A 23,811-nucleotide genomic window follows, 5' to 3' on the forward strand; every position below is an offset into this window, starting at 1 on the left:
CTTTTTGTTGCTCAGGTACTTAAAAAAAATATTTTATAATAGTGTTGCGGAATTAAGGTCTTAAAGAAATTGAAGTTATGAAAGCATATTTCATCGCCATACTTACCTTATTCACTTGTATAGCTACCGTCGTCCGGGCGCAGCAAATGTCTGAACTTGAAAACCGGATTGACAGTCTGCTCAATGGCAAGAAAGCCACCGTTGGTATAGCCGTATGGACAGACAAAGGAGACATGCTCCGGTATAACGACCATGTACACTTCCCCTTGCTCAGTGTATTCAAATTCCATGTGGCACTGGCCGTACTGGACAAGATGGATAAGCAAAGCATCAGTCTGGACAGCATTGTTTCCATAAAGGCATCCCAAATGCCGCCCAATACCTACAGCCCCCTGCGGAAGAAGTTTCCCGACCAGGATTTCACGATTACGCTTAGGGAACTGATGCAATACAGCATTTCCCAAAGCGACAACAATGCCTGCGACATCTTGATAGAATATGCAGGAGGCATCAAACATATCAATGACTATATCCACCGGTTGAGTATCGACTCCTTCAACCTCTCGGAAACAGAAGACGGCATGCACTCCAGCTTCGAGGCTGTATACCGCAACTGGAGTACTCCTTCCGCTATGGTCCGACTACTGAGAACGGCTGATGAAAAAGAGTTGTTCTCCAACAAGGAGCTGAAAGACTTCTTGTGGCAGACCATGATAGATACTGAAACCGGTGCCAACAAACTGAAAGGTATGTTGCCAGCCAAAACCGTAGTAGGACACAAGACCGGCTCTTCCGACCGCAATGCCGACGGTATGAAAACTGCAGATAATGATGCCGGCCTCGTTATCCTTCCCGACGGCCGGAAATACTACATTGCCGCCTTCGTCATGGACTCATACGAGACGGATGAGGACAATGCGAACATCATCGCCCGCATATCACGCATGGTATATGATGCGATGAGATGAGAGAGGCAAGGGGGCTATTGGTAGCTCCTCCTATAAGTTTTGATACTCGGGTATATCCTGCAGAAAAGTATAGCTGTTGTGCTCGTAATCTATGCGGCAACAATAATGCTGAAGCCCGTTGCTGACAATCAGATAATCCACTTTCAGCACCATGTTGTAGCGGGTAATCTGGTCGAAAACCTTTTGGGTGATTTCTATTTCAGGCGCCTTGTATTCCACAATCATCCGGGCGGTAAGGTCGCGTCGATAGAGCACTGTATCACAGCGTTTCTTTGTACCGTTCAGCTGTACCTGCACCTCATTTGCCATAAGCGCCTGCGGATACCCCTTGTGAGCAAGAAGAAAGTGGACGAAGTGCTGCCGCACCCATTCTTCAGGGGTCAAGGCGACATAACGACGACGGATTACATCGAAAATAACATTTTTTCCGTTCCTTGCGGCAATTTTAGCATCGAATGCTGGTAGGTTTAACGATAACATTTACTACATTTGTAAGTTAAATAATGGTTCCCGTCTTTTGGGAACACAAATTTAATGAAATCTTATGAAAACAAAAGAAGAAATCGTAGCCAATTGGCTGCCCCGTTACACAAAGCGTAACCTGGAGGATTTTGGAGAGTACATTCTGTTGACCAACTTCAACAAGTACGTAGAGATTTTCGCAGAAAAGTTCAATGTTCCCATTCTCGGTAAAGATGCCAACATGATATCTGCCAGTGCAGAAGGAATGACCATCATTAATTTTGGTATGGGAAGTCCTAATGCCGCCATTATCATGGACTTGCTGAGTGCTATCAAGCCCAAGGCATGTCTGTTTCTGGGTAAGTGCGGCGGTATAGACAAGAAAAATAGAATAGGGGACCTCATCCTTCCCATTGCCGCCATCCGTGGCGAGGGTACCTCCAACGACTACTTCCCACCTGAAGTCCCGTCACTCCCGGCATTTATGCTGCAACGTGCCGTTTCTTCTGCCATCCGCGATTATGCCCGTGACTACTGGACCGGTACCGTATACACCACCAACCGCCGCATTTGGGAACATGACGAGGAATTCAAAGAATATCTGAAGAAAACCCGTGCCATGGCTGTCGATATGGAAACGGCAACCCTATTCAGCTGCGGTTTTGCCAATCATATTCCCACGGGAGCTCTTCTGCTGGTTTCAGACCAACCGATGATTCCGGAAGGTGTAAAAACCGATAAAAGCGACAATCTGGTGACCCAGAATTATGTAAAGGAGCATGTTGAAATCGGCATCGCATCCTTGCGCATGATTATTGATGAAAAGAAAACCGTAAAACACTTGAAGTTCGACTGGTAATCCGTTACGGGACATCCCTCGTATAGCACTTACTTTATTATATGGCAAAACAAGAAACAACCTGTGATGATATTCTAAAAGAGTTGAGAGCCAAGCAATACCGCCCCGTCTACTATCTCATGGGCGAGGAATCGTATTACATAGACCTCATCTCCGACTATATTGTAGACAACGTTCTCACTGACACCGAAAAGGAATTCAACCTGACCGTAGTCTATGGTGCAGATGTCGATATAGCCACTGTCATCAATGCGGCCAAGCGCTATCCGATGATGTCCGAACGCCAGGTCGTAGTCGTAAAGGAAGCGCAGGCCATCCGCAACATGGAGGAGCTTTCATACTACCTGCAAAAACCGTTGAACTCCACCATTCTTGTTCTATGCCACAAACATGGGGTGCTGGACAGAAGAAAGAAGCTGGCGGCCGAAATAGAGAAGGTGGGAGTTCTATTCGAATCCAAGAAGGTGAAGGATGCCCAGTTACCGGCATTCATCACCTCATACATGAAGCGCAAAGGTGTAGACTTGGATCCTAAAGCCACCTCCATGCTTGCCGATTTCGTAGGTACGGACCTCAGCCGCCTTACAGGAGAACTGGAAAAACTGATTATAACTCTTCCAAAAGGTCAGACACGCGTCACCCCCGAACAGATAGAACGTAACATCGGAATCAGTAAGGATTATAATAACTTTGAACTTCGCAGTGCCATTGTAGAAAAAGACATACTAAAGGCCAATAAAATAATAAAATATTTTGAAGAAAATCCGAAAACAAACCCTATCCAGATGACTTTATCTTTACTTTTCGGCTTCTTCTCCAACTTGATGTTGGCTTATTATGCACCCGAAAAGACGGAGCAGGGTATTGCCAGTTTCATAGGATTAAAGACTCCCTGGCAGTCGCGCGAATACCTAAGTGCCATGCGCCGTTACAGCGGAGTAAAGACCATGCAGATAATCGGAGAAATTCGATATGCAGATGCCAAATCCAAAGGAGTAGGAAATTCCTCCCTAAGCGATGGAGATATCCTCCGGGAATTGGTCTTTAAGATTCTACATTAACTTCCATACAGCATACTTTTCCATAAAAAGGGAAAAGCATAAAACAGACTGATTTGATATCATTATGTCATTTTTAGGGGGATTTATCCCCCTTTTTTCTATTTCGGCCCTTAGCATAGACAGTAAAATAGGAGATAATAATCATATTTACAGCAAATTACGTTCATTTATAAGCTCTGAGAATCGTGTTTTTATAACGAATCGACCAATTATACAGAAATAAAGCAAGGATTTAAGTCTTGAAGACTAGAAAATAAATAAAGCATCTTATTTTCTTATTTATGTCACATCTTTTCTCCTTTAGTAAAAAGAAGAGATGGAGCAATTCAGCTTTAAATCGTCATATATGAAATCTGTTACACTTTTCAAGAGTACAATAGTTGTAATACACAACTAGGATAATTGACTATTGTGAATTTAATACATTACATAAATATCTATATGACGGGTGTACTATAACATATGTGATATTATATTTGAAAACACAAATGTAATAAGTAATATTTAATATCGCAAACTGATGGTTTACAAAAATAATAGAGTAGGGGTTAACCCATGTAATTATAATCGATAAATATGTATATATCAATTATATACGATAATTAATCAAATCATTAAATTATATATTATATAAAATGAGCGACAAACAAATGTAATACAGCATTTACCATCAAAAAATAACTATATAATATGCTAATAATTAGACAAATATATTATTTTATTAAACTTACGATAAACACCTATTTTACTCGTAATTTGTATTATAGCATTTGTAATGATGAATATTGTAATAATAACATTTCATCTGTAAACTTTAAAATATCACATTTTTAATTTGCTTTTGTGATGTCGTTTTTTTACTTTTGTAATCCAATAAATAACATGTACAATTGTAATAACACATAAACCATGAGTATAAAAGACAGGTTCAAAATGGTTATGGACCGGGAGAAACTGACAGCAGGAGCTTTTGCCGAGAGTATCGGCGTGGCCCAAGCCACCATTTCTCACATCTTGGGTCCGCGTAACAAATATCCAAGTACGGAAGTCATTCTCCGATTGCATCAACGATACAACGACATAAACTTGGAGTGGCTGCTTACCGGAAAAGGTAATATGAGTAATAATCCGGATTCACCCGAAAACGATGGATTCGACTATCCTTTATTCGCCGAGAATCCGGAAAATCTGTCCAACGGGCCGGAAGAATCTAAAAATCGCAAGGAAATTGCATTAGAGACAGCCCTAAAATCGCCTAAAGAGATTGTAAAACAAGAGATTATCTACAAAGAAAGACCTCCCAGAAAAATCACAGAAATAAGAATTTTCTTTGATGACAATACCTACGAGACTTTCAAACCGGAAAATTAAGGAATGAGAATGGAAATAGACTAACGCCCCGGCATAAAAAAGAAACGGGTTCATTTTATTCTGCACTCGGTTTACACTATCTTTGCACCCGAAAGAAAAACATCCCTCTTTATAGATATGAAAAAGTATATTTTAGATCTGACAGTGACAGAGAACCTCCGCTTGCATGCCAACTACGTGTTGTTGAAGCTGACTTCTCCATCCCCACTTCCGGAAATGCTTCCGGGACAATTTGCAGAGATTCGCGTGGACGGCTCGCCTACCACTTTTTTGCGCCGCCCCATCTCCATCAATTATGTAGATAGACAACGGAACGAGGTCTGGTTCTTAATCCAACTTGTAGGCGACGGAACCAAGCGATTAGGAGAAGCAAAAGCAGGCGATATAATCAATGTAGTGCTTCCGTTGGGAAACTGCTTCACAATGCCTGAAAAGCCCTCAGACAAGCTCTTATTGGTAGGTGGAGGTGTAGGTACAGCTCCTATGTTATATTTAGGCGAACAGCTCGCCAAGAAAGGTTGCAAGCCAACATTCCTGCTGGGTGCCAGAAGTGACAAAGATTTGCTTCAATTGGAACAATTTGCCGCCTATGGCGAGGTGTATACCACCACCGAAGATGGCAGCCACGGAGAGAAGGGATACGTAACACAACACTCCATATTAAATAAGGTGTGCTTTGAGCAGATATATACTTGCGGCCCCAAACCGATGATGATGGCAGTAGCAAAGTATGCCAAAAGTAAAGGCATCAGTTGCGAAGTATCTTTGGAAAATATGATGGCGTGTGGCATAGGCGCTTGTCTATGCTGTGTAGAAAATACCACGGAAGGTCATTTGTGCGTATGTAAAGAAGGTCCGGTTTTTAATATAAACAAACTATTATGGCAGATTTAAGTGTAAATATTGGTGAATTACAAATGAATAATCCGGTGATGACTGCATCCGGAACATTCGGATATGGTGAAGAATTCGCCGATTTCATCGAACTATCGCGAATAGGCGGTATTATTGTAAAGGGAACCACTCTTCACAAACGTGAAGGCAATCCATATCCGCGCATGGCAGAGACTCCTTCGGGTATGTTAAACGCTGTGGGACTGCAAAATAAGGGTGTTCATTACTTTGTTGAACACATCTATCCCCGCATCAAGGACATTCAGACCAACATGATTGTGAATGTTTCGGGTTCTGCCATCGAAGACTATGCCGAAACAGCCGCAATCATTAATGAACTTGACAAAATTCCTGCCATAGAATTGAACATCTCTTGCCCCAACGTGAAGCAAGGAGGAATGGCATTCGGTGTTACCGCCAAGGGCGCCGAAGAAGTGGTGAAAGCCGTGCGCTCAGTTTACAAAAAGACACTTATCGTAAAGCTCTCCCCGAACGTTACCGACATCACTGAAATAGCCCGCGCAGCCGAAAATGGCGGTGCAGACAGTGTTTCCCTCATCAATACCCTGCTGGGAATGGCTATAGACGCGGAACGCAGGCGTCCGATACTCTCCACTGTAACCGGTGGCATGTCCGGTGCGGCCGTGAAACCCATTGCCTTACGTATGGTATGGCAAGTAGCCAAAGCGGTAAAAATCCCCGTCATAGGCTTGGGAGGTATCATGAACTGGAAAGATGCTGTGGAATTCATGCTTGCAGGTGCCTCTGCCATCCAGATTGGTACGGCAAACTTCATTGATCCGGCGGTTACAGTGAAAGTGGTAGAAGGAATAAATGACTATCTTGACAGACACGGTTATCAGTCTATAAAGGATATTATCGGTGCACTCGAGGTATAAAGAATAACAAGAGATTGCCATTCGCAATATATATTCATAAAAAAGGACATTCATTGACGAATGTCCTTTTTCTTTTTATTTACATCAGTAAACTTACTCTCCCAACAAATCCGGACGCAATCTACGGGTCCTTTCCAACGACTGTTGCAGCTCCCATTCCTTAATCTTGGCCTCATGTCCGGAGAGTAAAATATCCGGAACCTTCCATCCATTGTAATCAGCGGGACGTGTATAGACCGGTGCGGCCAGCAGATTGTCCTGAAAAGAATCTGAAAGTGCAGACTGCTCATCAGAAATCACTCCCGGAATGATACGGATGATGGCATCTGCCATGACAGCCGCCGCCAGTTCTCCGCCAGTCAACACATAGTCGCCGATACTGATTTCCTTGGTGATGAGATGCTCGCGAATCCGGTAATCTATCCCTTTGAAATGCCCGCAGAGAATGATGAGATTCTGGGCAAGGGAAAGAGTATTTGCCATCGGCTGATTGAACTGCTCACCATCGGGGGTCGTAAAGATAACCTCGTCGTAATCCCGCTCGGCCTTCAAGGCGTTGATACACCGCTCTATCGGCTCTATCTTCATGACCATTCCGGCAAAGCCGCCAAACGGATAATCGTCTACACGACGGTACTTATCTTCCGTATAATCACGAAGATTATGGATATGTATCTCTGCAAGCCCTTTATTTTGAGCACGTTTCATAATGGAGCAGTTAAAGAATCCCTCAATCATCTCCGGCAAAACTGTGATAATGTCAATGCGCATATAACTTTATTTTAGCTATTTCAAGCTGCAAAAGTACAAATATTCGGGGAGAAACCCGTATTTTTGCGTTCAAACAATCCGAAAACCCTATGACTGTAAAAGAAAAAATAGACCAGCTCCGTGCGGAATTACACCAGCACAACTACAATTATTATGTGCTGAATGCTCCTGAAATATCCGACAAGGAGTTTGACGACCTGATGCACGAGCTACAAGACTTAGAGAAAGAACATCCTGAATACCAAGATGATAATTCGCCCACGATGCGTGTAGGGAGTGATTTGAATAAGAACTTCACACAAGTGGCACACAAATATCCCATGCTTTCATTGGGAAACACCTATTCTGAAAACGAAGTGACCGACTTTTACGAACGGGTAAAGAAAGCGTTGAATGAGGATTTTGAAATCTGCTGCGAGCTGAAGTATGACGGTACTTCCATCTCGCTGACTTACGAGGATGGCAAACTGGTGCGTGCCGTCACCCGTGGCGACGGCGAAAAGGGTGATGACGTGACGGACAATGTAAAGACAATCCGAACGATTCCACTGGTCCTCCATGGGAATTATCCTAAATCATTCGAAATCAGAGGGGAAATCCTGATGCCCTGGGTGGTTTTCGAAGAACTGAACCGGGAAAAGGAAGCACGTGAGGAACCGCTTTTCGCCAATCCGCGCAACGCTGCTTCCGGTACCTTGAAGTTGCAGAATTCCGCCATCGTAGCATCCAGAAAGCTGGATGCTTATCTCTACTATCTATTGGGAGAGGAATTGCCCTGCGACGGCCATTACGAGAATCTGCAAGCCGCCGCCAGCTGGGGATTTAAAACATCAGAGCACACCAGAAAAGCCCACAGCCTGGAGGAAGTCTTCGAATACATCAATTATTGGGACACGGAGCGTAAGAACCTTCCGGTAGCTACTGATGGTATTGTACTAAAAGTCAACAGCTTGAGACAACAAAAGAATTTGGGATTCACAGCCAAGTCCCCCCGGTGGGCCATCGCATACAAATTCCAGGCAGAACGTGCACTGACACGCTTGAATAGGGTTACCTACCAAGTAGGACGTACCGGCACAGTCACTCCGGTTGCCAATCTGGACCCCGTACAACTGTCCGGCACCATTGTGAAACGTGCCTCCCTGCACAATGCAGATATTATCGAGGGGCTGGACCTGCATATAGGCGACATGGTGTATGTGGAAAAAGGCGGTGAAATCATCCCCAAAATAACCGGTGTCGATAAGGATGCCCGCAGTATGCTTATCGGTGAAAAAGTGAAGTTCATCACCCATTGTCCCGAATGCGGCAGCAAACTGATACGTTTTGAAGGAGAAGCAGCCCACTATTGCCCCAATGAAACCGCTTGTCCTCCGCAGATTAAAGGGAAAATAGAGCATTTCATCAGCCGCAAAGCCATGAATATAGACGGACTGGGACCTGAAACAGTAGATATGTTCTACCGATTGGGGCTGATAAAGGATACTGCAGATTTATACCAGCTCAAAACCGATGACATCAAGAACCTGGAACGGATGGGCGAAAAATCGGCAGAAAACATAGTCAACGGTATTGCGGCAAGTAAAGAAGTGCCATTCGAAAGAGTGCTCTTTGCACTGGGCATACGCTTCGTGGGAGAAACGGTTGCCAAGAAAATAGCCAAGTCCTTTACGGACATCGAAGAGCTGGAAAACGCAGACCTCGAAAAGCTGAAAAACATCGATGAAATCGGTGAAAAAATAGCGCAGAGCATTATAACCTACTTCTCCAATCCTGTCAACAGAGAGCTGGTGGAACGGCTGAAATCGAACGGTCTGCAACTCCACCGGACAGAAGAAGACCTCAGCGGATACACCGACAAACTGGCGGGCCAGTCCATCGTCATCAGCGGCGTATTCACCCACCACTCACGGGACGAATACAAAGAGATGATTGAAAAGAACGGTGGAAAAAACGTCGGCAGTATCTCCTCCAAAACCAGCTTTATCCTGGCCGGAGAAAATATGGGACCTGCCAAACTGGAGAAAGCGCAGAAACTGGGAGTAAAGATTATGAGCGAAGATGAGTTTTTGGCATTGATATCCTAACAAATTTCCACAAAAAGCTTTTTTATGGCTTATATTTGTAGGGTAAATCGAAAAAATTCGTACTTTTGCGAGTCATTTAATTAGAGATTACTTTATAATACTCATGATACAGACAAGATTGAAAGGAATGGGGGTAGCGCTGATTACTCCATTTAAAGAGGATGAAAGCGTTGATTACGATGCGTTGATGCGTTTGGTAGACTATCAACTTCAAAACAATACCGACTTTTTATGTGTGCTCGGCACCACGGCAGAAACTCCGACTCTGACTGAAGAAGAGAAAAAGAAAATCAAGAAAATGGTCATCGAGCGAGTGAACGGAAGAATTCCTATCCTGCTGGGCGTAGGTGGAAACAACACCCGGGCCATAGTGGAAACACTGAAAAATGACGATTTCACCGGAGTAGATGCCATTCTATCCGTCGTTCCATATTACAACAAGCCATCGCAAGAAGGTATATATCAGCATTATAAGGCCATTTCTGAAGCAACGGATTTGCCGATTGTGCTTTATAATGTCCCCGGTCGTACCGGCGTGAACATGAAGGCAGAAACAACCCTGCGCATTGCACGTGATTTCAAGAATGTGATAGCCGTCAAAGAAGCTTCGGGCGACATCACGCAGATGGATGACATCATCAAAAACAAACCGGCCAATTTCGACGTTATTTCGGGCGATGACGGCATCACCTTCCCTCTGATTACCCTGGGGGCCGTCGGCATTATCTCGGTCATCGGAAACGCGTTCCCACGTGAGTTCAGCCGTATGGTACGTCTGGCACTGCAAGGGGACTATGCCAATGCATTGACCATTCACCACAAATTTGCCGAATTATTCAAGCTTCTGTTTGTAGACGGCAACCCTGCCGGAGTAAAAGCCATGCTGAATGTAATGGGAATGATTGAGAACAAGCTCCGCCTGCCATTGGTGCCGACCAGAATCACTACTTTCGAAGCCATGCGCAAGATTCTGGATGAATTGAACATCAAATGCTAAGGCCTTATACCGCCCCTATAGGATATTAATTTCCAGTATACAACATATTAATATCAGATATGCAAGGAGTTAGTTTTGTGGAAACACGGAATTAACTCCTTCTTTTTTTCCTATGTGACTATATTTATCAGTACAATAATCCCAAAACAGTCTACTGATTACGTTATAAAGCAAAAAGACATCTGGTTAAATCGAGAAAAAGACATCTCTAGCTCAATCAAGACAAGACTATTATTTCAGCTAATCTATTAGTTCACAACATTGAACACTTTGTTTCAGCAGAGAAAAACACTTTGTTTTTATATGATGGAACAAAGTGTTCTGTCAAGGGAAACAAAGTGTTCTCCATAATGAAACAAAGTGTTTAGTTAAGGGAAACAGTTTGTTTCATTATAGAGAACACGCGCCAGTGCCATACAAGGGGAGAACATCAACTATATGCCATTGCTGTAAAAACAAAGAACCTCCGCAAGTTTTCTTGCGGAGGTTCTTTGTGATCGCGACAGGATTCAAACCTGTAACCGGCTGATCCGTAGTCAGCTACTCTATTCAGTTGAGCTACGCGACCCTTAAAAAAATTATGAAATCTTGTGACCGCGACAGGATTCAAACCTGTAACCGGCTGATCCGTAGTCAGCTACTCTATTCAGTTGAGCTACGCGACCCTTAAAAAAATTATGAAAACTTGTGACCGCGACAGGATTCAAACCTGTAACCGGCTGATCCGTAGTCAGCTACTCTATTCAGTTGAGCTACGCGGCCTCTTTGTTTAACGGGTGCAAAGATACGTACTTTTTCCGAATTAGCAAACGATATACAAACTTTTTTTGAAGAAATTTATTCGACAAAGCGATAATTAAACAACTGCCAGCCAATGGTCATCCCCACATTCCACTCCCTTCTCGGTGAGCTATAATGATTTACATAAGCAGAGATGGCTCCGAAGGGCAAATGACAAATAACAGAAACTTCTCCCATATACTCAAAGCGGGAGAATGCTTTTCCATAATATGCTTTATTCAATGCATTCTTTTTTATCGGAAAAATCGGTGTAAAGCCATAAAATTCTGTCCGGAACTGGAACATGTCGTTCAAAACATATATGGGTTTGATACCGGCAGCCACATACTGGTTGGCACGAAAAGCTTCATTGTACATCAGTTTACTATGCGGAGTCGGTGCAAATTCTCCTGCCTGCATCATGGTTGCCGTATAATTCTCAGAGAAATTCTTCGATGAATACAGTGCTTCTGCCATCCATCCCAGGGTGAATTTCGGCCCCATAGTGTGATATGCCTCTTTCATATAAGAGATTTGTAACCATGATTGCCGCTCTTGCGGAGAAGGACTGTACCCTTCTTGCGGATTCCCCGGTTCAAATCTTTCCCTCCCGGTAAATACCTGGGCTATCAGTTTCTCCAGATAACCTTTTGTCGCGTATTGCCGCGTATTTAGGGTGCTCCCATAGAAACCGATGGAACCTCCCAAAAGTTTGTAGGTACTTCTGTCCGAACGGTCCTTATCGAAATCTATTACGCTGGATTGAAAGTAGTTATCTTCCAGTTGGCCATATCCCAGACTGAACTCCGCACGCTTATTGGCCAAAAACGGCAAGGCAACCATCAACTTCACAAAACGTTCGTCCTTTGAATTGAATGAAGGTTTGTCATTCCTGGAAAACAGCTTGTCCTTCTTGTAGTAATCGAAGGTACTGATTGAAGCAATAAAACGAAAGGACGTAGATATGTGGGTAGGCAAATCAATCTTACCCATCAACTGGGCATTATTATAAATCTTACCCAACTGACCGTCAAAAGTGATTTCCTTGGAATAATAATTCAAGTTCTGATATCCTATTCCCAAATAGATTTGATTTGAGCTCGTGGTAGAGACACTGCCCCCCAGACGCACGGAAAAATTATCCTCCATCTTCACCTTCAAATGCAGCTCATACAAATCGGATTCCGAATCATACACAGCATGAGGAACTATTTCCGAAATCATATTATCTGCCAGCAAACGAAAATACCCGCGCTTCAAGTCTTCATAAGTAAAGACTTCATGCTCTTCATCATGGAACTCTTTTTTGATGTAGGCTTGCTGTTGGGCATTCGCCCCTTCAATAATGATATCCCGAAAACGGAATTGAGGCAGGTTACTCCGGAAGACAAGACGCCTCAAACGCACATTATCAGCATTCACCCTACGATGAACACGGCTTTTGATGGAATCCATCATATTAAGGGTACGATTGTAACCTATATCGTGCAATTCCTGCAGACGGTCAAAATCCAGCAAGTTGACATCATCATATTTGAAGGTCATGACTATACCCAACGAGTCCGGAATGGAGTAATCGGTCTTCTGCATAATCATATTCTCCAATTGGCTCATCAGGTCATTCTCCTTCGGCTTACCGGGATTGGCCGCTACCACACTGCCAATAATGACATCCGGATGAAAATCCTCCCGCATCACATCCGTAGGGAAATTATTGTAAATGCCGCCATCATAAGCAAGCGTACTGTCTATTTCTATCGGTTTGAAGACAAATGGAAAGCTCATGGAAGCACGTACCGCATCTCCCAAATCCCCTTTACTCAATACCAATGGCTTTTTATTGTACACATCGGATGCTATACAGCGAAAAGGAACAAACAGTTTGTTGAAATTACCGCCACATGCAGCCGTAGCACGTGCAAACAATTCCACAAATACCAGGTTCATCTGTATGGGGTTGACCATGCTTGTGGGAAGTATCTGGGGCTTTATATGCAGCGAGTCCCTAAAAGCAAAACGGATATTAAAAAATTCCGGTGAAGGACGATTCTTCTTAAAATAATACTCGTATTTAGGCTCCACTTTGCCCGAATACCAACGCTTAAAGTCGGGAGAGCGCAACAGCGCCTCCATATCGTCCGGGGAATACCCCATAGCATACAGAGAACCGATGATAGCTCCCATAGAGGTTCCGGTTATATAATCAATGGGGATATTATTCTCTTCCAAAGCCCGGATAATGCCTATATGAGTCATGCCTTTTGCTCCACCGCCACTCAGTACAAGCCCCACTTTCTGAGCTTGTAAAATAAAGCCACATAGAAGAAACGAAAAAAACAATAAAACTCTTTTCATAACTATGCTATTCCGAGTAAGATAAATGTTCATTGCCCCAAATATAAACAATAGTTTCTAAAAATGCCGTATTCAACGAAGAAAATCACACCCTAATTGGTGAAAATGAATAAAAAAAGGGTATTGCGACTCCGAAGAATCACAATACCCTTGCATATATTAAATGCAAATTTAAAGGGGCTTATTTTATCAGGTCAATGCTTCTCTTGACAAAGTTGTTCAAAGCTTCACCTTTCAACATACCATTCTGCAGCAGTGCCAAATCTATCAGTTGACGGACAACCTTATTCTTGGCAGCATAATCGGCGAAGATGCCTTCTTTCTGTGTTTTCAGTTCGTCCCACTTCTTATCCAACTCATTCACTTTATCCTTTTCGGCAGTCGGTATATCCTCATCTTTCTTGCCTTCCTGCTTCTTTTTCAGGTCAGTACGCTGCTTGTTCACTTCATCCATCTCTGCCTGAACCGGAGCAACGGCAGCAGCACATTCCTTATCTTCATCTGCCAGAACTTCTTTTACCAGCTTATGGTCTGAATTCAATACCAGGTTAAACATATCCGGCATTTCGCCATAGAAGCTCATTCCAGCCTGGATATTCGCCATTTCCTTCATACGGCGCATGTACTCGCTCTGAGTTATCATGATAGGAGTGGCATTTTCGCCCAAAGCCTGCGCCGTGATGTTGAACTCCGTCTTATCCATCTTGGGCAACTGGCTCTTGAAGATGGAAGAAAGAACTTCCTGCTTGCCGGTTTCCAACGCTTCATTCTTCTTGTCTTCCTTGACAATCAGATTATCAATAATATCGCTGTCTACACGAGTGAAGCGAACCTTTTCGAACTTCTGTTCCAACATGCTCACCACCGCAATGTCCAGCTGCCCATCCATCAACAGCACATTGTATCCTTTATTCGTAGCGGCCTCTATGTAGCTGTATTGTTCATCTTTATTGTTGGCATACAGATAAATCAGATTTCCATCCTTATCCGTCTGGTTATCTTTAATCAACGTCTTATACTCTTCGAAAGTATAATATTTGCTGTCTGTATCGGTGAAAAGGGTAAAATCCTTGGCTCTATCATAGAAATCTTCCTGCGTAAGCATTCCGTAGTTGATGAAGATTTTCAAGTCATTCCACTTTTCCTCAAATTGTTTACGGTCATTCTTGAAGATAGACTGCAAACGGTCTGACACTTTTTTCGTGATATATGTAGAAATTTTCTTCACGTTGGCATCGCTCTGCAAATAAGAACGGGAAACGTTCAATGGAATGTCCGGTGAATCGAGCACACCATGCAGCAGGGTCAAGAAGTCGGGAACAATACCTTCTACCGAATCCGTCACATATACCTGGTTGCAATAAAGCTGAATCTTATTCTTGTTCAACTCGATGTTGCTTTTCACTTTGGGGAAGTACAGAATACCGGTAAGGTGGAACGGATAATCCACATTCAGATGAATCCAGAATAAAGGTTCGTCGGACATAGGATAAAGGTCACGGTAGAACTTCTTGTAATCTTCATCTTTCAATTCGCTGGGTTTCAGCGTCCACAACGGGTTGGAGTCATTGATGATATTATCCTCGGCAGTTTCAACCTGCTTGCCGTCTTTCCATTCTTTCTTCTTGCCGAATGCAACCGGAATAGGGAGGAAGCTGCAATACTTCTTCAACAAAGAAGAAATGCGCGCTTCTTCAAGGAACTCCTTGCAGTCATCGTCTATATAGAGAACGATATCCGTACCACGTTCAGCCTTATCAGTGTCTTCAATCGTAAACTCCGGACTGCCATCGCAAGTCCACTTTACAGCCTGGGCGCCTTCCTGATAGGACTTAGTGATGATTTCGACTTTCTTGGCAACCATAAAAGCCGAATAGAACCCCAATCCAAAATGACCGATGATGGCATTGGCATCGTTTTTATATTTCTCAAGGAAGTCATTGGCACCAGAGAAAGCTATCTGGTTAATATACTTGTCTATTTCTTCAGCCGTAAGCCCAATACCATGATCGGACACCGTAATGGTATCTTTTCCCAGCGAAACATGTACGGTTAAATCGCCAACTTCACCCTTGAACTCACCGATAGAGGAGAGTGTTTTCAGCTTCTGTGTAGCATCAACCGCGTTAGAAACCAACTCACGGAGAAAAATTTCATGATCACTATACAAGAATTTTTTAATGACGGGGAAGATATTCTCAGTAGTTACCCCAATATTACCTTTTTGCATACTACATTTATATTTTTTAGATTTATATTTTTAATTATTCCGGCAGATATAGCACAAAAAAAATGCCAGCCCATAAGGACTGACATTTTGACGGTTTTTATAAAGAACTGCTTATGCCTTCTTGATGCTCAGCTCATCTTTTTCTTTGTCTACTGATACATTTACCGTATCACCCGGCTGTAACTCTGCCGCCACTATCAGCTCGGAAAGTCCATCCTCCAAGTGGTTCTGAATGGCACGCTTCAATGGGCGCGCACCAAACTGTACATCGTACCCTTTCGAAGCAAGGAATGTCTTTGCATCATCCTCCACAACCAGCTTGTAACCAATTGCTTCAACCCGTTCGTACAAGCCTTTCAGCTCAATGTCCACAATCTTTGTGATAGCCTCCAAGGAGAGCTGGTCGAAAGTAATGATTTCATCCAAACGATTCAAAAATTCGGGAGCAAAAGTCTTGTTCAGAGCCTTTTGTATCACACTGCGCGAATGTTCATTGTCATCCGTGCGGTTTTGCGCCGCAAAACCTACGCCACGGCCAAACTCCTTCAACTGCCGCGTACCGATATTGGAGGTCATAATGATAACCGTATTCTTGAAATCGATGGTTCTGCCATAATTGTCAGTCAAACGACCTTCATCCAGTACCTGGAGCAAGATGTTGAACACGTCCGGATGGGCTTTCTCAATCTCATCCAGCAAGACAATGGAATACGGCTTGCGACGCACCTTTTCAGTCAACTGGCCGCCTTCCTCATAGCCCACATATCCCGGAGCGGCACCAATCATACGAGATACGGTGTATTTCTCCATATACTCGCTCATATCGATACGTATCAAGGCATCGGCAGAGCCAAACATATATTTTGCCAATTGCTTTGCCAAATGCGTCTTACCCACACCAGTAGGGCCAAGGAACATAAAAGTTCCGATGGGATGGTTCGGGTCTTTCAACCCTACACGGCTACGCAAGATTGCTTTGGTAAGTTTCTCTATCGCAGCATCTTGAGCTATCACCTTCGCCTGTAGTTCTTCCTTCATTCCGGCCAGTTTAAGTCCTTCTGCCTGCGCCATGCGCTGTACGGGTACACCGGACATCATTGAAATAACATTGGCTATTTCCTCTTCACCTACCGTTTGGCGGTCATCCTTCAAACGGGCTTCCCACTCAACCTTCATCTCCTCCAAGCGGACAGAAAGTTCCTTCTCACGGTCGCGGTAGCTGGCAGCCAGCTCAAAATTCTGTGACTTTACAGCTTCAGCCTTCAGGCTACGTGCCTCTTCAATCAGCTTTTCCTGTTCCTCAATTTCTTTCGGAACATTAATATTCGTCAAATGCACACGCGAACCCGCCTCGTCCAAAGCATCAATAGCTTTATCCGGGAAGTTGCGGTCGGTTATATAGCGTGCTGACAACTTGACACATGCTTCCAAGGCTTCATCCGTGTAGCTCACGTTATGATGGTCTTCATACTTCTCCTTGATATTCTTCAATATCTGAAGCGTTTCTTCAGCTGTGGTAGGCTCTACAATCACCTTTTGGAAACGACGTTCCAAAGCACCGTCTTTCTCGATATTCTTTCTGTATTCATCGAGAGTGGTAGCTCCAATACACTGTATTTCACCACGCGCTAAAGCTGGTTTCAGCATATTGGCAGCATCCATGGAACCGGCAGCAGCACCGGCACCTACAATCGTATGGATTTCATCGATGAAAAGGATGACATTCGGATTTTTCTGCAACTCGTTGATGATAGAGCGGATACGTTCCTCAAACTGACCACGGTATTTTGTTCCCGCCACCACAGAGGCCATATCAAGCATCACCACGCGCTTTTCAAACAAAATGCGCGAAACTTTCTTTTGCACAATACGCAATGCCAAACCCTCTACGATGGCAGATTTTCCGACTCCAGGTTCACCGATAAGCACCGGATTGTTCTTCTTACGGCGGCTCAAGATTTGCGCCAGACGTTCAATCTCGCGTTCGCGACCCACAACCGGGTCCAGCTTGCCTTCTTCGGCAGCCCGCGTCATGTCTACGCCGAAATTGTCCAGCACAGGAGTATCATTGGACGGCTTTCTGGATGCAGCCTGTGCAGCCGAAGCCGAACCAGCTCCCCCAGTACGGGAGGAGCGGGACATATTCATATCTTCTTCATCCTCTTCATCATCCTCGGTGAATCCCATTCCCGCATTCGGATTGGTCGATTTCATCGAAAGCTGTTCAAATACAGCCTGATAATCCACCCGGTGTTCTTCCAAAACAGTTGCAGCAAGATTGTCGCCATCTTTCAAGATAGCCAGCAATACATGTTCCGTATCGGCAGTTGCACTTTTCAGCAAACGCGCTTCAAGCATACACATCTTCAATATCTTAGCCGTCATCGGGGACAAGGGCACTTCAGCGTCCGGCAAGAGAGTATCGTCCTCGGCATCCTTTAGGAAACCCTCCAGACGACTTTTTACTCGTTTTAAATCTATATCAAGTTTCAACAATATTTCAATAGCTTTTCCTCCGCCATCACGCAGCATGCCGAGCAGAAGGTGTTCCGGACCAATATAGCGATTTCTCAATCGATTGGCTTCTTCCTTGCTATAAGTAATTATGTCTGAAACTCTTTGTGAAAATTGATTGTTCATATTTTATAATTCTCCTCAATTAAAAAGGTTATCCACGACAAAGATACGCATTTATTAATTCAGCGTATCATATTTAACTGATTTAATAGTATACAAATCCCGTGCCATAAATTTCAAATCTGTTTTTCCACTTTATACCTTATATATTAATAGCAATTTGGTGAGGAAGGGAGGGAGTACTTCCATATTTATGTTGCAGGCAACAAAGTTTATGGAGGAAAACTTTTGTATATCGTAAAAAAGCAGTACTTTAGCGTGGTTTTTCACGAACCCGAAAATGTATAATTAATAATCTTTTTAAATGCTTGAACAAGACAGAATTATAAAGATTAACATCGAGGAGGAAATGAAGTCATCGTACATTGACTACTCTATGTCGGTCATTGTTTCACGTGCCCTTCCGGATGTTAGAGATGGTTTTAAACCCGTTCACCGAAGAATTCTTTTCGGAATGATGGGATTAGGAAATACCTCCGACAAACCTTATAAAAAATCAGCCAGAGTTGTAGGTGAAGTATTAGGTAAATATCACCCTCATGGCGACTCGTCCGTTTACGGAGCTCTTGTACGTATGGCTCAGCCTTGGGCAATGCGTTACATGTTGGTAGATGGACAAGGTAACTACGGTTCAGTAGACGGTGACAGTGCTGCTGCCATGCGTTATACAGAGTGTCGTTTGCGAAAAATTGGTGAAGACATGATGACAGACCTTGAGAAAGAGACTGTTGACATGCAGAACAATTTCGATGACTCTTTGCAAGAGCCTACCGTCATGCCGGCCCGTATTCCGAATCTTTTGGTAAATGGTGCATCTGGTATTGCCGTAGGTATGGCTACCAATATGCCGACCCATAATCTATCTGAGGTTATTGACGCTTGTATTGCATACATTGAAAACAATGACATCGATATAGAAGAGCTGATGACGTATGTCAAAGCTCCTGATTTCCCGACCGGAGGCTATATATACGGTATGAGCGGTGTTCGCGAAGCCTATCTCACGGGACGCGGACGTGTCATAATGCGTGCTAGAGCCGAAATTGAGACTGGTTCGACGCACGATAAAATCGTTGTGACAGAAATTCCCTATGGTGTCAACAAAGCTGAATTGATTAAGAATATAGCCGATCTGGCCAACGAAAAGAAAATTGAAGGTATTGCCAATGCTAATGACGAATCCGACCGTGAAGGTATGCGTATCGTTATTGATGTAAAACGTGATGCAAATGCCAGCATTGTACTCAACAAGCTCTACAAGATGACAATGCTGCAGACATCTTTTGGTGTGAACAATGTTGCATTGGTACATGGCCGTCCACGTCTGTTGAATCTGAAAGATTTGATAAAACACTTCGTTGAGCACAGACACGACGTAGTCATCCGCCGTACTCAGTATGATTTGCGCAAGGCCAAAGAACGTGCACATATTCTGGAAGGATTAATCATTGCATCTGATAATATCGACGAAGTAATCAAGATTATCCGTGCTGCTAAAACCCCGAATGATGCTATATCAGGTTTGATGGAGCGATTCCAACTCAGTGAAATTCAGTCACGTGCCATTGTTGAAATGCGTTTGCGTCAGCTCACAGGATTGATGCAAGACCAGCTGCACGCCGAATATGAGGAAATTCAGAAGCAGATTGCTTATTTGGAAGAAATCCTTGTCAATGACGAACTCTGCCGCAAAGTCATTAAAGATGAACTGATTGAAGTAAAAGAGAAGTATGGTGACGAACGTCGCTCGGAAATTGTCTATTCATCAGAAGAATTCAATCCGGAAGACTTCTATGCAGATGATGAAATGATTATCACCATCTCGCACATGGGATACATCAAACGCACACCGCTGAGCGAATTCCGTGCGCAAAACCGTGGTGGGGTAGGCTCCAAAGGTACCGAAACCCGCGATGCAGACTTTGTAGAGCATATTTATCCTGCAACCATGCATAATACCATGATGTTCTTTACACAGAAAGGTAAGTGTTACTGGCTGAAGGTATACGAAATCCCCGAAGGTACTAAGAATTCGAAAGGTCGTGCCATCCAGAATTTGTTGAATATCGACTCTGACGATGCTGTAAACGCCTATTTGCGCGTGAAGAACCTGAACGACCAAGAATTTATCAACAGCCATTATGTATTGTTCTGTACTAAGAATGGTGTCATTAAGAAAACATTGCTTGAGCAGTATTCACGTCCTCGCCAAAATGGTGTAAATGCTATCACTATCCGTGAAGACGACCGTGTAATCGAAGTGCGTATGACAAACGGCGACAATGAAATCATCATTGCCAACCGTAACGGACGTGCCATTCGTTTCCATGAAAGTGCTGTGCGCGTTATGGGACGTACTGCCACCGGTGTACGTGGTATGACATTGGATGAAGACGGTCAAGACGAAGTAGTAGGTATGATATGCATCAAAGATCCTGAAGCGGAAACAATTATGGTTGTATCGGAACAAGGATATGGCAAACGTTCGGATATTGAAGATTATCGCAAGACCAATCGTGGAGGTAAAGGTGTGAAAACAATGAATATCACCGATAAAACGGGTAAATTAGTAACTATCAAGTCTGTTACAGATGAAAATGACTTGATGATTATTAATAAATCCGGTATTACCATCCGTCTGAAAGTCGCCGATGTTCGTATCATGGGACGTGCTACACAAGGTGTGCGTCTAATCAACCTTGAGAAACGTAATGACGAAATCGGCTCTGTATGTAAAGTCACTTCAGAAAATGAAGAGGAACTTATAGAGGAGGGGGAAGAAAATACCCTTGAAAGCCCTCAGAACGAGGTAAACAATGAAAATGAAGAATAGACATAATATTAATTTAAATTTTCTACAATCATGAAAAGAGTATTATTTTCAATGGTTTTACTACTTGTCGCAAGCTTTACTTTCGCCCAAGAAAAGAACGTAAAAGAGGCTAAAAGTATTGCTAACGGAGTAAATCCTGACTTTGCCAAAGCAGAGGAACTGATAAATCAGGCTTTAACCAATCCCGAAACAAAGGACAATGCCGAAACGTGGGATGTAGCAGGTCTTATCCAAAGAAAAAGAAGTGAGAAAGAAATGGAAAATGCCTATCTGAGAAAACCTTATGACACTCTTCAGGTATATAATAGCGCATTGAACATGTGTAAATTCTACTTCAAATGTGACGAATTGGCACAAATTCCCAATGAAAAGGGCAAAATCAAGAATAAATATAGAAAATCTAATTCTGCTACAATTTTAGCAGAACGCGGTAATCTGATCAATGGCGGTATCCAATTCTTTAATTTGGCCTCACAGAAAGAAGGCGATGCAGCCAATGAAGACAATAAAAAAGCATTAGATTTCTTTGCAACATACATTGATATTGCTATCAACCCGATGTTTGAAAAGGAAAATCTATTACAAACAGATACTGTATTACCCCAAATAGCATATTATGCAAGTTTAGCAGCTGCTAAGATGGAAGATTATCCTAGTATTTTGAAGTATGCTCCTTATGCGCAAGATGATAAAGAAGTTGGGAAATACGCAATGGAATTTATCTCTACTGCATTGAAAGCTGAAGGTGATACTGTTAAATGGATTGCTTCTTTAAAAGAAGGTATCCAGAAATATCCTGAACATTCATTCTTCTTCGGTCACTTGATTGATTATTATAGCAATAACAACAAATATGACGAAGCTATGCAGTTTGCTGATGATATGTTGGCTAAAGATCCTAACAATACATTCTATTTGTATGTAAAAGGCTACCTTTATCACAATATGAAGGACTATGATAAAGCTATTGAATTCTATAAAAAAACTATAGAAGTAGATCCTAATTATGCAGAAGCATACTCTAATTTAGGCTTGATTTACTGCTTACAAGCACAAGATTTCTCAGAAAAAGCAACTACAGATATTAATGATCCGAAGTATAAAGAAGACCAGGCTACTCTGAAGACTTTCTATGAAAAGGCAAAACCTTATTATGAAAAGGCAAGAGAACTGAAACCTGATCAAAAAGATTTGTGGTTAAATGGTCTATATAGAGTGTATTATAATTTGCAAATGGGCCCTGAATTCGAAGAAATTGAAAAGTTGATGTAATACTTTCATAATAATAAAAGCCTAATTAAATTATTAATTAGGCTTTTATTATTGTTATATCATTAAGTAAAGAATGTTATTTCTTAAGTGAGGGAGAGAAGAAATTAAAATTAGATTAAATTATTCCAGCGCCATATTAAACATAATGCTGATATTGGATAGAAACCATATATACCTATATTCAACACCTAATTCGGTCTTCCGTAAATTACCAACAATGGTGTATCAGAATGGAAAATCATCTTTCTGGCAATGCCAGGGTTAAATAAGCGCGAAAATATATTTCTTTTATAAGAAGTTAATGTTATAATATCAATATGATTACTTTTGATATAACTGTCTAAACTACTAAGCAGATTATCGTTCTTTACCACATCATAGTATATTTCCAATTGTGGATATTGTTTTTGAAAATATTCCTTAATACCAGCCAGTTTTATTTCATTCCATGTATTCTGAACATCTGAAAGATGTATCAGAGACACTGAAAACTTAAATGATTTCAGATTATTTATTAGCGAATCAAAAGCTATTAAATCACGTTGATCAAAATTAGTAATGAATGCAATACGCTTAGCTTCAGAAAATTGCTTGAATGGAGTATTTTCAGGAATGGCCAATACCGGTACACGGCTACGTTCAATCACTTCAGCCGTTACACTGCCGATCAAATCAATATCCTTCTGACTTTTACCACGAGTTCCCATTATGATAATGCGTGGCCGATATTCCTTGGTATAGCGGAGTACCTCTTCTTCAGGAATACCTTCACGCAAAACACAAGTATATTTAATATCTGGAAACTCGCCGGAAGCTACCTTCTCTTTTACTTTATCAGATAATGCATTCAAATCAGCATGAACTTTTTGTAAGATACTCCTTACATTCTCCTCATCACTTAGCTGATAGTTAAATACGTCTCCGTATGGCAAAGAAGTTGCATATATAGGAGTAAAATAAACATGTAGCAAAACAACTTCTGCACCTATATTCTGAGCGAAATTGAAACCGAACTCGCAAGCCTTCAAAGAATAATTGGAAAAATCCACTGGAATCAGCACTTTATTACTAACCTTCTCCAGTTTAGGTGACTTCCCCCCCACTACCTCTTCAGATAACCACGCAGAGCTTTCAGTAATTTTCAGAGCATGAGGTAAGTCACTCTCCTTAATACGTACACGTACGCCAGAAGAAACAACCGGTTGTATCTGGTTTACATTGTGAATATAAGTCTCAATACCTTCATTTTCAAGAACATTTTTCAATATTTGAGCTTTCGCGTACGTTAAGATTGCCAAAGTAACTAATTTATCTTCCATATATCATTGATTTTGA

Annotated in this window: 16 protein-coding genes and 3 tRNA genes; 10 read left to right on the top strand and 9 right to left on the bottom strand. The window is 42.5% G+C overall.

The window, feature by feature from the left end; genetic code table 11:
• Window positions 1-77 precede the first annotated feature (77 nt).
• Window positions 78-968 carry a CblA family class A beta-lactamase gene (locus DXD65_RS00005; RefSeq protein ID WP_005827792.1) on the top strand — a complete coding sequence of 297 codons (891 nt, stop codon included), beginning with the start codon at window positions 78-80 and terminating at the stop codon, window positions 966-968.
• A gap of 30 nt (window positions 969-998) precedes the next feature.
• Here the strand turns inward: DXD65_RS00005 and DXD65_RS00010 are convergent, their stop codons facing one another.
• On the bottom strand, window positions 999-1,448 hold the full coding sequence (locus tag DXD65_RS00010; protein ID WP_005827787.1) for a type I restriction enzyme HsdR N-terminal domain-containing protein: 450 nt from the start codon (window positions 1,446-1,448) through the stop codon (window positions 999-1,001).
• A 64-nt stretch (window positions 1,449-1,512) separates the two neighbouring features.
• Between DXD65_RS00010 and DXD65_RS00015 the strand changes: the two genes are divergently transcribed.
• The 5 genes from DXD65_RS00015 (at window position 1,513) to DXD65_RS00035 (ending at window position 6,514) form a co-directional block, all read left to right on the top strand.
• Complete coding sequence (locus tag DXD65_RS00015) at window positions 1,513-2,289, top strand: AMP nucleosidase (RefSeq protein WP_005827785.1); 777 nt, start codon at window positions 1,513-1,515, stop codon at window positions 2,287-2,289.
• A gap of 41 nt (window positions 2,290-2,330) precedes the next feature.
• Window positions 2,331-3,350, top strand: coding sequence for a DNA polymerase III subunit delta (holA, locus tag DXD65_RS00020; protein WP_005837183.1), 1,020 nt, complete (start codon window positions 2,331-2,333; stop codon window positions 3,348-3,350).
• Between the two features lie 909 nt (window positions 3,351-4,259).
• Window positions 4,260-4,721, top strand: coding sequence for a helix-turn-helix domain-containing protein (locus DXD65_RS00025; protein ID WP_005827779.1), 462 nt, complete (start codon window positions 4,260-4,262; stop codon window positions 4,719-4,721).
• Window positions 4,722-4,838: 117 nt separating this feature from the next.
• A complete protein-coding gene (locus DXD65_RS00030; RefSeq protein ID WP_005827777.1) occupies window positions 4,839-5,615 on the top strand; it encodes a dihydroorotate dehydrogenase electron transfer subunit in 777 nt (258 codons plus the stop codon).
• Window positions 5,603-6,514, top strand: a complete 912-nt coding sequence (locus tag DXD65_RS00035; protein ID WP_009038379.1) for a dihydroorotate dehydrogenase — start codon at window positions 5,603-5,605, stop codon at window positions 6,512-6,514. The genes DXD65_RS00030 and DXD65_RS00035 overlap by 13 nt, the downstream gene beginning before the upstream one ends.
• 93 nt (window positions 6,515-6,607) lie before the next feature.
• On the opposite strand, the gene trmD is transcribed toward DXD65_RS00035, so the two are convergent.
• The gene (gene trmD / locus DXD65_RS00040; RefSeq protein WP_005827773.1) at window positions 6,608-7,285 is read right to left on the bottom strand and encodes a tRNA (guanosine(37)-N1)-methyltransferase TrmD; all 678 of its coding nucleotides are present in this window, start codon (window positions 7,283-7,285) and stop codon (window positions 6,608-6,610) included.
• Between the two features lie 89 nt (window positions 7,286-7,374).
• Here trmD and ligA point away from each other — a divergent pair, with 89 nt between their 5' ends.
• Together ligA and dapA are read left to right on the top strand one after the other, a co-directional pair.
• Entirely contained in the window at window positions 7,375-9,372 is a 1,998-nt protein-coding gene (gene ligA / locus DXD65_RS00045; protein WP_117887236.1) for an NAD-dependent DNA ligase LigA, read from the top strand.
• A 103-nt stretch (window positions 9,373-9,475) separates the two neighbouring features.
• Window positions 9,476-10,369: a 4-hydroxy-tetrahydrodipicolinate synthase gene (gene dapA, locus DXD65_RS00050; RefSeq protein ID WP_005827769.1), complete on the top strand. Its 894-nt coding sequence runs from the start codon at window positions 9,476-9,478 to the stop codon at window positions 10,367-10,369.
• Window positions 10,370-10,863: 494 nt separating this feature from the next.
• Here the strand turns inward: dapA and DXD65_RS00055 are convergent.
• The 6 genes from DXD65_RS00055 to DXD65_RS00080 form a co-directional block, all read right to left on the bottom strand.
• A tRNA-Arg gene (locus tag DXD65_RS00055) sits at window positions 10,864-10,937 on the bottom strand.
• Window positions 10,938-10,960: 23 nt separating this feature from the next.
• A tRNA-Arg gene (locus DXD65_RS00060) sits at window positions 10,961-11,034 on the bottom strand.
• Between the two features lie 23 nt (window positions 11,035-11,057).
• Window positions 11,058-11,131: transfer RNA gene (locus tag DXD65_RS00065), tRNA-Arg, on the bottom strand.
• A 75-nt stretch (window positions 11,132-11,206) separates the two neighbouring features.
• A complete protein-coding gene (locus DXD65_RS00070) occupies window positions 11,207-13,504 on the bottom strand; it encodes a patatin-like phospholipase family protein (RefSeq protein ID WP_008664510.1) in 2,298 nt (765 codons plus the stop codon).
• Between the two features lie 181 nt (window positions 13,505-13,685).
• Complete coding sequence (gene htpG, locus DXD65_RS00075) at window positions 13,686-15,734, bottom strand: molecular chaperone HtpG (protein ID WP_117887237.1); 2,049 nt, start codon at window positions 15,732-15,734, stop codon at window positions 13,686-13,688.
• Between the two features lie 111 nt (window positions 15,735-15,845).
• Window positions 15,846-18,374, bottom strand: coding sequence for an ATP-dependent Clp protease ATP-binding subunit (locus DXD65_RS00080; protein WP_005827762.1), 2,529 nt, complete (start codon window positions 18,372-18,374; stop codon window positions 15,846-15,848).
• Window positions 18,375-18,675: 301 nt separating this feature from the next.
• Between DXD65_RS00080 and gyrA the strand changes: the two genes are divergently transcribed.
• Together gyrA and DXD65_RS00090 are read left to right on the top strand one after the other, a co-directional pair.
• On the top strand, window positions 18,676-21,204 hold the full coding sequence (gene gyrA, locus DXD65_RS00085) for a DNA gyrase subunit A (protein ID WP_005827761.1): 2,529 nt from the start codon (window positions 18,676-18,678) through the stop codon (window positions 21,202-21,204).
• Window positions 21,205-21,234: 30 nt separating this feature from the next.
• Window positions 21,235-22,476, top strand: coding sequence for a tetratricopeptide repeat protein (locus DXD65_RS00090; RefSeq protein WP_005837195.1), 1,242 nt, complete (start codon window positions 21,235-21,237; stop codon window positions 22,474-22,476).
• 188 nt (window positions 22,477-22,664) lie between these two features.
• Here DXD65_RS00090 and DXD65_RS00095 read toward each other — a convergent pair whose 3' ends face one another.
• Window positions 22,665-23,795, bottom strand: a complete 1,131-nt coding sequence (locus DXD65_RS00095; RefSeq protein WP_005827758.1) for a universal stress protein — start codon at window positions 23,793-23,795, stop codon at window positions 22,665-22,667.
• Window positions 23,796-23,811: the final 16 nt, after the last annotated feature.

The organism is Bacteroides sp. 4_1_36 (assembly GCF_003466325.1).
Classification (GTDB): Bacteria; Bacteroidota; Bacteroidia; order Bacteroidales; family Bacteroidaceae; genus Bacteroides; species Bacteroides uniformis.